This is a genomic window from Acidimicrobiales bacterium (genome assembly GCA_035533095.1).
Classification (GTDB): domain Bacteria; phylum Actinomycetota; class Acidimicrobiia; order Acidimicrobiales; family Palsa-688; genus DATLUM01.
Genome location: DATLUM010000063.1, coordinates 1 through 9,211, shown reverse-complemented (window position 1 = coordinate 9,211; position 9,211 = coordinate 1). Strand labels below are relative to the sequence as shown.

Annotated in this window: 9 protein-coding genes; 6 read left to right on the top strand and 3 right to left on the bottom strand. The window is 70.3% G+C overall.

Annotated elements, in window-relative coordinates; genetic code table 11:
- Window positions 1–385 precede the first annotated feature (385 nt).
- On the bottom strand, window positions 386–2,233 hold the full coding sequence (gene menD, locus VNF71_08220; GenBank protein ID HVA74536.1) for a 2-succinyl-5-enolpyruvyl-6-hydroxy-3-cyclohexene-1-carboxylic-acid synthase: 1,848 nt from the start codon (window positions 2,231–2,233) through the stop codon (window positions 386–388).
- 14 nt (window positions 2,234–2,247) lie between these two features.
- On the opposite strand from menD, the gene VNF71_08215 reads away from it, so the two are divergent.
- The gene (locus VNF71_08215; GenBank protein ID HVA74535.1) at window positions 2,248–2,997 is read left to right on the top strand and encodes an alpha/beta fold hydrolase; all 750 of its coding nucleotides are present in this window, start codon (window positions 2,248–2,250) and stop codon (window positions 2,995–2,997) included.
- Here the strand turns inward: VNF71_08215 and VNF71_08210 are convergent.
- A complete protein-coding gene (locus VNF71_08210; protein HVA74534.1) occupies window positions 2,994–3,893 on the bottom strand; it encodes a 1,4-dihydroxy-2-naphthoate polyprenyltransferase in 900 nt (299 codons plus the stop codon). The genes VNF71_08215 and VNF71_08210 overlap by 4 nt on opposite strands.
- Before the next feature lie 22 nt (window positions 3,894–3,915).
- Here VNF71_08210 and VNF71_08205 point away from each other — a divergent pair, with 22 nt between their 5' ends.
- The 4 genes from VNF71_08205 to VNF71_08190 are packed head-to-tail and all read left to right on the top strand — an operon-like array spanning window position 3,916 to window position 8,079.
- Window positions 3,916–5,046: an AMP-binding protein gene (locus tag VNF71_08205; protein HVA74533.1), complete on the top strand. Its 1,131-nt coding sequence runs from the start codon at window positions 3,916–3,918 to the stop codon at window positions 5,044–5,046.
- Between the two features lie 9 nt (window positions 5,047–5,055).
- Window positions 5,056–6,069, top strand: a complete 1,014-nt coding sequence (locus VNF71_08200) for an aldo/keto reductase (protein ID HVA74532.1) — start codon at window positions 5,056–5,058, stop codon at window positions 6,067–6,069.
- 38 nt (window positions 6,070–6,107) lie between these two features.
- Window positions 6,108–7,217 carry an NDMA-dependent alcohol dehydrogenase gene (locus tag VNF71_08195; protein ID HVA74531.1) on the top strand — a complete coding sequence of 370 codons (1,110 nt, stop codon included), beginning with the start codon at window positions 6,108–6,110 and terminating at the stop codon, window positions 7,215–7,217.
- Window positions 7,218–7,230: 13 nt separating this feature from the next.
- Complete coding sequence (locus VNF71_08190) at window positions 7,231–8,079, top strand: alpha/beta fold hydrolase (protein ID HVA74530.1); 849 nt, start codon at window positions 7,231–7,233, stop codon at window positions 8,077–8,079.
- Here the strand turns inward: VNF71_08190 and VNF71_08185 are convergent.
- A complete protein-coding gene (locus tag VNF71_08185) occupies window positions 8,076–8,834 on the bottom strand; it encodes a VC0807 family protein (GenBank protein ID HVA74529.1) in 759 nt (252 codons plus the stop codon). The two genes, VNF71_08190 and VNF71_08185, sit on opposite strands and share 4 nt — an antisense overlap.
- 74 nt (window positions 8,835–8,908) lie before the next feature.
- Between VNF71_08185 and VNF71_08180 the strand changes: the two genes are divergently transcribed.
- Window positions 8,909–9,211 (top strand): DUF255 domain-containing protein (locus VNF71_08180; GenBank protein ID HVA74528.1); only part of this gene is annotated, 303 nt, incomplete at its 3' end.

Below are 9,211 nucleotides of genomic sequence, written 5' to 3'. Positions count from 1 at the left end.
GCCCTCGGGATCCGCTGCGCGGAGGTCAGCGGGGCGCGGGCCCGTATCTACGCGGGGAACGGCGTCGTGGCCGGATCCGACCCCGACGAGGAGCTGGCGGAGACGCAGCTGAAGCTGCAGGCGTTGCTCGCCGCGCTCGTGCGGCCCTGAAGAGGTTCGCGCCGTTGGAGGTGGGGATGGCCCCCAGCCTCTTGCGGGACACAGCCTCTTGCGGGACACAGCCTCTTGCGGGACACAGCCTTTTGCGGGACACAGCCGTTTTGCGGGACACAGCCGTTTTGCGGGACAGATACGTCGTCAGATGACGGCTCTGCCCCTCAAAACGCAGATGTCCCACAAAAACCGCGTATCTAGGCCCGCCCCCGACGGAAACCAGACCGGCCTGTCAGGCGCCACCGGCGCCGGCGATCGCCTCGGCGACGGCCGCGTTGAGGCGCTCATGGTGCGCGACGTTCGCCGCGCGGTCTGATCTCACGACCGCCACCGAGACGCCGGGCTTGCCGACGCCGGCGATCACGCGATCGAGGTCGGCGCGCGACTCGACCCGCGACGTTTCGACGCCGTACGCCCCGGCGACGGCCAGCAGGTCGACCCCGTGCGGAGTGCCCCAGTACCGCTCGAACCGCTCCGGCGCCAAGGTGTGAGCTTGGGGAAGGAACGAGAAGATCCCCCCTCCCCCGTTGTCCACGACGACCACCGTCAAGGACAGGTCACGCGCGCCGGCCCACAGGAGGCCGCCGGCGTCGTAGAGGAAGGCGAGGTCTCCGAGCAGCGCCACGACGGGCCGGGAGACGCCGGCGGCGGCCCCGATCGCGGTCGACAGGACCCCGTCGATGCCGTTGGCCCCACGGTTCGACAGGACCTCCGCGCTCTGCAGTGATGGAGCGAACCACTCGATGTCCCGGATCGGCATCGAGGACGACACGACCAGGAGGGTGCCCGGCGGTGCACCCCCAGCCAGCGCTCTTGCAATGGCCGGCTCGCTCAGCTCGAGCGCCCCGCCAGCGCCGAGCAACGACTCGAGCGCCTCCTGTGCGGACGCTTCCGCGCCGACCCACTGGCGCAGCCACGGCGACCCCCCGACCGGCCCTGAGCCGGCCGAGGCCGAGACCGCCGAGGCCGAGACGGTCGAGGCCGAGGCGGCCGACGCCGCGGCGCTGAGCAACTCCGAGCCCGTCACAGCCACGGCGTGGGAGGCGGTCCGCTCGGGATCGAGCCAGCGCGACGCCGGGTCGCAGAGCACCTGGGTGACTCCGGCCGGCAATGACGCGATCCACTGTGACACCACTTTCGACGCCCACGGCGCCCCGGCGCGAACCACGATCTCGGGCACCCAACCGTTCGCTATCGAGGGGACTCTGAGCAGCGCGTCGGCCGACGCCACCACCCCCCCAACCCCGTCGCCTGCGCACCGGCAGCCCGACCGCGGGTCGGCCAGGACGGGCCACCCCAACGCGCCGGCGGCAGCCGTCAGTCGCGACGGATCCCCGCAGCCCGCCCCCGCCACCACCAGCCCCCTCCCGCCGGCGTGCGATGCAAGCAGCGCGACGAGGTCCCCCGGAGCCGGAGCCGGAGCCGGAGCCGGAGCCGGAGCCGGAGCCAGCGCCGGCGCCGGCCGCGCTTCGATGCGGGTGGCTGTGTGCCAGGGCGCCCCCTCTGGCCGGCCCGGTGGTAGGTCCACAACCGACGCGTCGCCGAGAAGCGGCTCCCGGAACGCGAGGTTCACGTGCACCGGTCCCGGGCCGCCTCGACCGGCGACCGCCTCGGCCACAACGCGAGACGCGACCGACCGCCAAGAGGCCGCGGCGCCCCGATCCGCGACGCCGGGCGACACCGCCCAGCGCACAGCGCCGGCGAACAAGCCGTCCTGCTCCACCGTCTGTGGGGCCCCCACATGGTGCAACTCCGGCGGGCGGTCGGCCGTGGCGGCGATCAGCGGCACACCCGCCTGGTGGGCCTCGACAACCGCCGGGTGCAGCTCCACTGCCGCGGTCCCCGACGTCGTGGCGACAACGGCGGGACGGCCCGTGGCGAGCCCGATGCCCAGCGCCATGAATCCGGCGGAGCGCTCGTCGAGCACGACGTGGACGCGGATCCGGGGGTCCGCGTCGAGCGCGACGACCAGGGGCGTCGACCGCGAGCCGGGGGCCACGACCGCATCGCTCACACCGGCTCGGGCCCACTCATCGACCAGAACCGCGCAGAACGCGGCCTGGACGTCGGGCGGGTTCATGGAAGGATCATCGCGTGCTGAACACCGTGGAGCGAGGCGACGGGCCGCCGGTGGTGCTCGTCCACGGGTTCACCCAGTCGGCGGGCTCGTGGTGGCCTCTCGTCGAGCCCTTGGAAGAGGGCAACCGCCTCGTCGCCGTCGACGCGCCAGGCCACGGCGGGTCAGCGCGGATCGAGGCGGGTCTGGCCGAGGGCGCCGACCTGATGGTCGCGTCCGTCCCGGCGCCGGCGGCATGGGTCGGCTACTCCATGGGAGGTCGCTTCGCGCTTCACGCAGCTTTGAGGCACCCCGAGGCGGTCAGCCGGCTGATCGTCGTGAGCTCGACGGGGGGAATCGACGACCCGCAAGAGCGGGCGGCCCGGCGTCGGTCGGACACGGCACTGGCGGAGAGGGTGGAGTCCGAGGGCTTGGAGAGCTTCCTGGCGTGGTGGGTCGAGCAGCCGCTGTTCGCCACGCTGCCACCCGAGGTGGCACGGGTCGAAGAGCGCGTCTCGCACGCCACAGCCGCCGGGCTGGCGTCGAGCCTGCGCCTCGCCGGGACGGGCTCGCAGGAGCCGCTGTGGGACGCGATCCCGTCTTTGGAGATGCCGGTGCTGGTGATGGCCGGGGCTCTCGACGAGAAGTACGTGGCCATCGCCAGACGCCTGGTGTCGACGATCGGGCCGAACGCTTGCCTGCATCTCGTCGCCGGCGCAGGCCATGCCTGCCACCTCGAGAGGCCGGAAGAGTTCACGACCGCCGTCAGAGGGTTCCTGCGAGGTTAGACACCACTGATCGCGATGCCGGCAGTGAGCAGCGCGCCGAACGCGAGCTGCAGCTTCCCGGTGGCGCCGAGAACCGCTATCAGGCCCATGCCCTCCTCCCCTGACAGAACCCGCCGGACGGGAGCGACGGCGAGCGGCAGGGCGAGCAACGCCAGGGGCGCGAACGGTGTCGACACCGAGAGGGCCGCGCTGACGGCGAAGGGCGCGAGGACGGCGCCGGCGTAGAGCCGGCGGGTCCAGACGGGTCCTATCCGGACAGCGAGAGTTCGCTTGCCGGCGAGCTCGTCCCCGCGGATGTCGCGCAGGTTGTTGACGACGAGCATCGCGACAGCGAGCAGCCCCACCGCGACGCCGGCCGCGGCGGCAAGACCGGTGACCCGACCGAGCTGCACGTACGCGGTGCCCGCCGTCGCGACCAGGCCGAAGAAGACGAACACGAACGCCTCGCCCAGGCCCGCGTACCCGTAGGGGCGCGGGCCGCCGGTGTAGAGCCAACCGGCGGCCATGCAAGCCACCCCGACGGCCAGGAGCCACCATCCGGCGGCGGCGGCGAGCGCCAACCCGGCCGCGCCGGCGACACCGAACGCCGCGTACGCCGCCCGCTTGACCGACGCCGGCGAAGCGATGCCCGAAGCCACCAGGCGGACGGGGCCGACGCGGTCCGCGTCGGTGCCGCGAACGCCGTCGCTGTAGTCGTTGGCGTAGTTGGTCGCGACCTGAAGGGCGACCGCGACGATCAGGGCGGCGGCCGCACGCCACCAGATGACATTGCCTTGCGCGCCAGCTACTGCGGTACCGACCGCGACCGGCACCGCCGAGGCCGGCAGCGTGCGCGGCCTGGCGCCGGCGACCCAGGGATGGCGGGGCGGTTTGGCGGTGGCGGCGGGTGGCTGCATGCCGGTTGGCAAACTACTGGTCGTGCGAGAGCTGGTCGCAATCGACATGCCGGGCGGTGAGGGGTTCGTCGCGGAACTTCGACGGGCCTGGGACAGCGGCGACGCGATCCTCCCCGTCGACCAGCGCCTCCCGGACGCGGTCAAGGCCCGGATCCTCGACGCGATGCGGCCGTCCTGGGTGGTTACCGCCGGCGGCCGCTCACGCCTGCGACAAGGAGAGCCGGTGGAATCCGGTGACGCTCTCGTGATGGCGACGAGCGGTACGACGGGAGCCCCAAAGGGAGTGGTGCTCACCCACGACGCGGTGAAGGCATCCGCTGTCGCCACCAGCACGAGGCTCGGCGTCGACCCCGGCAGTCACCGGTGGCTGGCCTGCCTGCCGCTGAGCCACGTCGGCGGGCTCTCGGTCGTGACGCGCAGCCTTCTCACCGGCACTTTCTTGACGGTGCTGCCAGGGTTCGACAAGGACGAGGTCGTCGCGGCCGCTGGGCGCGACGTGTTCGTCTCGCTCGTCGCGACGGCGCTCCGACGAGTCAGCGCGGACCTCTTCCACACCGTCGTCCTCGGCGGGTCGGCTCCGCCGGCAGACCTGCCCGCGAACGTGGTGACCACCTACGGCATGACCGAGACCGGCAGCGGCGTGGTCTACGACGGCATCCCGCTCGACGGCGTGGAAGTCGACGTCGACCCGACAGCCGAGAACCCAACTGGTGAGATCAGGCTGCGCGGGCCGATGCTGCTGCGCGCCTACAGGGACGGGACGGTCCCCCTCGACACCGCCGGTTGGTTCGCTACCGGCGACGCCGGCAGCTTCGACGCCGGCGGCCGGCTGCTGGTCGCGGGACGTATAGGGGACCTGATAATCACCGGCGGGGAGAACGTCTGGCCGGCGCCCGTCGAGGCCGCCATCGCGTCACACCCGAAGGTGGCGGAGGTCGCCGTAGCAGGACGGCCCGACCCGGAGTGGGGGCAGCGCGTGGTCGCATGGGTGGTACCCGCCGAGACCGCCGAGCCGCCGGCACTGGACGAGTTGCGGGCTCTGGTCGCCGAGACGGTGGCACCGTTCGCCGCACCAAAGGAAATGGTGATCGTCGATTCGTTGCCTAAGACCGCGATCGGCAAGGTGAGACGCGACCTCCTCACCGGCCCCTAGCTTGGCGCCATGGTGACCGCCAGCGACCCCGACAGCACCGACTCCGACGGCATGGAATACCGCAGGCTGGGATCCTCCGGCCTCGAGGTGAGCGTCCTCTCACTCGGATCCTGGGTGACGTTCGGTCCGCAGCTCAACGAAGACCTTGCAGCCGAGTGCCTCGACGCCGCGCGCCAAGCCGGCGTCAACTTCTTCGACAACGCGGAGTCCTACGCCGGCGGCGAATCCGAGCGGATCATGGGCAAGGCGATCTCGATGCTCGGATGGCAGCGGCACAGCTACGTGGTGTCGACGAAGCTGTTCTGGGGCCTGCACGACGAGCCGAACATGCGCAACACGCTCAACCGCAAGTACCTGATGCAGGCCATCGACGGGAGCCTGGAACGCTTCGGTCTGGACTTCGTCGACCTGGTGTACTGCCACCGCAACGACCCGGCCACTCCGCTCGAGGAGACCGTCTGGGCCATGAGCGACATGGTCTCCACCGGCCGGGCTCTCTACTGGGGAACGTCGGAGTGGCCGGCCGACGAGATCCGCGCGGCATGGGAGATCGCGGAGCGACATCACCTTCACAAGCCGGTGGTGGAACAGCCGCAGTACAACCTGTTCAACCGCGCTCGGGTCGAGCATGAGTACCAGCGGCTCTACGACGACATCGGGCTCGGGCTGACCACGTGGAGCCCGCTGGCCTCGGGGCTGCTGACGGGCAAGTACCGCGGAGGGGTGCCGGAAGGCAGCCGGGCGAGCTTGCCCGGTTACGAGTGGCTGCGCGACGCGCTGACGAGCGGAGCGCACAACGAGGCGGTGGCCCGCCTCGCCACCATCGCCGGCGAGCTCGGTTGCACTCCTGCCCAGCTTGCGATCGCCTGGTGCGCGACGAACCCTCACGTTTCGAGCGTCATCACCGGGGCGAGCCGCGTCGCGCAGATCCGGGAGAACATGGGCGCCCTCGCCGTCATGGCTCAGCTGACCTCCGACGTGTGCGACCGGATCGAGGAGGCGGTCGGCCGGGCGGCTCGCTAGGGTTTCGCCCATAGCCACCTGAACAGGGGAAACCGACCATGCAGACCGAAGCCGCCGTCCTTTGGGGACAGAACACCGAATGGAACGTCGAGCCGATCGAGCTCGACAAGCCCAAGGAAGGCGAGGTCCTCGTCAGGCTCGCCGCGTCGGGCATGTGCCACTCCGACGAGCATCTGGTCACCGGAGACCTCGGGGGCATCTACCCCATAATCGGCGGGCACGAGGGTGCCGGCGTCGTCGAGGAGGTCGGCCCGGGTGTCACGGACCTGAAGCAAGGCGATCACGTGGTGTTCGGCTTCATCCCCGCTTGCGGGCACTGCCCGTCTTGCGCGCGGGGCCGGTCGAACCTCTGCGACAACGGCGCCGCGCTCCTCGTGGGCCTGCAGCTCGACGGGACCTCCCGCCACCACGCGCGGGGGCAGGACCTGAACGTGATGGTCTGCCTCGGGACGTTCGGCAAGTACACGGTCGCCAACCAGATGTCGTGCGTGAAGATCCCCGACGACGTGCCGCTCGAGCTGGCCTGCCTCGTCGGCTGCGGCGTGACCACCGGTTGGGGTTCTTCTGTCTACGCGGCGGATGTGCAGCCCGGTGACAACGTCGCGGTCATCGGCGTCGGCGGCATCGGCGCGGCTGCCATCCAGGGGGCGCGCCTCGCCGGAGCCGAGCGGATCTTCGCCATCGACATCGTCGCCGGCAAGGAAGAGCCTGCGCGGCGGTTCGGCGCGACACACTTCTACAACTCGATCGAGGAAGCCTTCGGGCCGATCCAGCAGGAGACCTGGGGTCGCATGTGCGACAAGGTCATCTGCGCTATGGGGGTCGGCCGCGGCAACCTGATCGCTTCGGTCATGGGCCTGACCGCCAAGCACGGCCGGGTCGTCGTGACCAACATCCACCCGATGGCGGAGAACGACGTCACCCTCAACCTCTGCGACCTGACCTTGATGGAGAAGCAGATCGTCGGAACGATCTTCGGGTCCGCCAACATTCGCTACGACATCCCGCACCTGCTGCGCCTGTACCAGCTCGGGCAGCTGGACCTCGAGGGGATGGTCACCAACCGCTACAAGCTCGGCGACATCAACCAGGGGTACCAGGACATGCGCGACGGCAAGAACATCCGGGGCGTCCTGGTCTACGACTGACCTTCGGGAAAAGATGTCCCCGCGAATCACGGAGTACGCGCGCGGTCCGCTCACGTTCGACGTCGCGGACACGGGGCCGGTCGAGGGTCGAGCCGTCATCCTGCTCCACGGCTTCCCCGAGGATCATCACTGCTGGGACGCGGTCGGACAACGGCTGGCCGGCGCCGGCTATCGCGTGCTCGCCCCCGACCAGCGCGGCTACTCGCCGCGGGCGCGACCGAGCGGCCGCCGCTCGTACGCGGTACCGGAGTTGACCGGCGACGTGATCGCGCTGGCGGATGCCGCCGGCGTCGAGCGCTTCGACGTCGTCGGCCACGACTGGGGCGGCGCGGTGGCGTGGGATGTGGCGGCCCGGCATCCGTCGCGCGTGAGGACGTTGACGTCGCTGTCCACGCCCCACCCCCGGGCCTTCCTCGCGTCGATGCTGAGCAGTTCGCAGATCCTGCACTCGTGGTACATGGTCTTTTTCCAGATCCCCGGCCTGCCGGAGCTCGCGTTGCGATCCGGCGGGAGCGCGCGCTTGGCCCAGTCGCTGGTGCGCTCCGGTCTCGACCCGGAGTCGGCTCAGCGCTACGCGTCGCGCGTCGCAGAGCCGGGTGCCATGACCGGCCCGATCAACTGGTACCGGGGACTGGCGTTCGGGTCGCGCGATCCGGCGCCGGCAGTGAAGGTCCCGACGTTGTACGTGTGGGGCGACGGCGACGGCTTCCTGACCAGGAAGGCCGCCGAGTTGACCGCCCGCTACGTCGAAGGCCCGTACCGGTTCGAGGTTCTCCCCGGCGAGTCGCACTGGTTGCCGAGCGGCGCGGCCGGCCCGGTATCAGAGCTGTTGCTGGCGCACCTCGGCGCGCACGGCGACTAAGCGGCTGCTACACGCATGCCCGAGGTCGCGATGGTCATGAGCCCCTGCGCGTGCCGGCGGGCGTAGAAGAAGGTGACCAGCAGGCCACTACCCGTCCACACCCAACCCGACATCTGGTGAAGCAGGAGGAACAGGTGCAGGTCCTGCGTCCTGAGCAGAACCGCCGTGCTGGTCGCCGACCCGAGGTACACGGCGCCCCAGAGGCAAGACAGGTCCCGCACAAGCTTCTTGTGATCCGAGTGCGCGAGGTGATCACCCACCGAAGGAACGAAGTCGCGAGCAAGGCTCACGAGCAGTGGGCGGCCCAGCGCCAGCGTGACGACGAACAGCAACGACATTCCGATCGTCTCGAACACCGGCACGGCGAAGAACGTGAACGCCGACTGGTGGACCACCCAGGTGATGCAGCGCACCGTCAGGGTGAACGCCGTGATCGTGAGTAGCCCCGACATGCGCCGTGAACGGATGATCTGGCGCCCGAGCATCAGGTAGGCCCACGCGAGCGAAGCGACGATGCCGCCCTGCAGGCCGGCGACGGCTGACACGCCGTAGAAGAGACACAGCGGGATGACGGTTGCGATCGTCATCGCGGGGAGCGCCCCAACGATCAGGCGGACCATCTTGTGCCAGATCGTGCTCGTGGTGGTTTCCGCTGGAGGGTCAAGCACAACAGCGGTGGCCACGTCAGTCTCTCGGTAACCCCAGCTGTCTTCTGAAGCCCTACCTGTGTCGATCGTCGCTGCCTGTCCGCTCACCTATGCGTCCTACCCTATCGGCCACTGCGATTCCCGCCGGCGGGGACGAGATCGCGCGCCGGTAGGTTGGGGGCATGCCACCCGGGACGCCCGCGACCAACCGCCTCGCAGGCGAGAGCAGCCCTTACCTCAGGCAGCACGCCGGCAACCCGGTGGCCTGGTACCCCTGGTCGGACGAGGCTTTCGCCGCCGCGCGCGAGCGGAATGTCCCGGTCCTACTGTCGATCGGGTACAGCGCCTGCCACTGGTGCCACGTCATGGCGCACGAGTCGTTTGAGGACGACGCCACCGCCAAAGTGATGAACGACGGGTTCGTGTGCATCAAGGTCGACCGCGAGGAGCGTCCGGACGTGGACGCCGTGTACATGGAAGCCGTC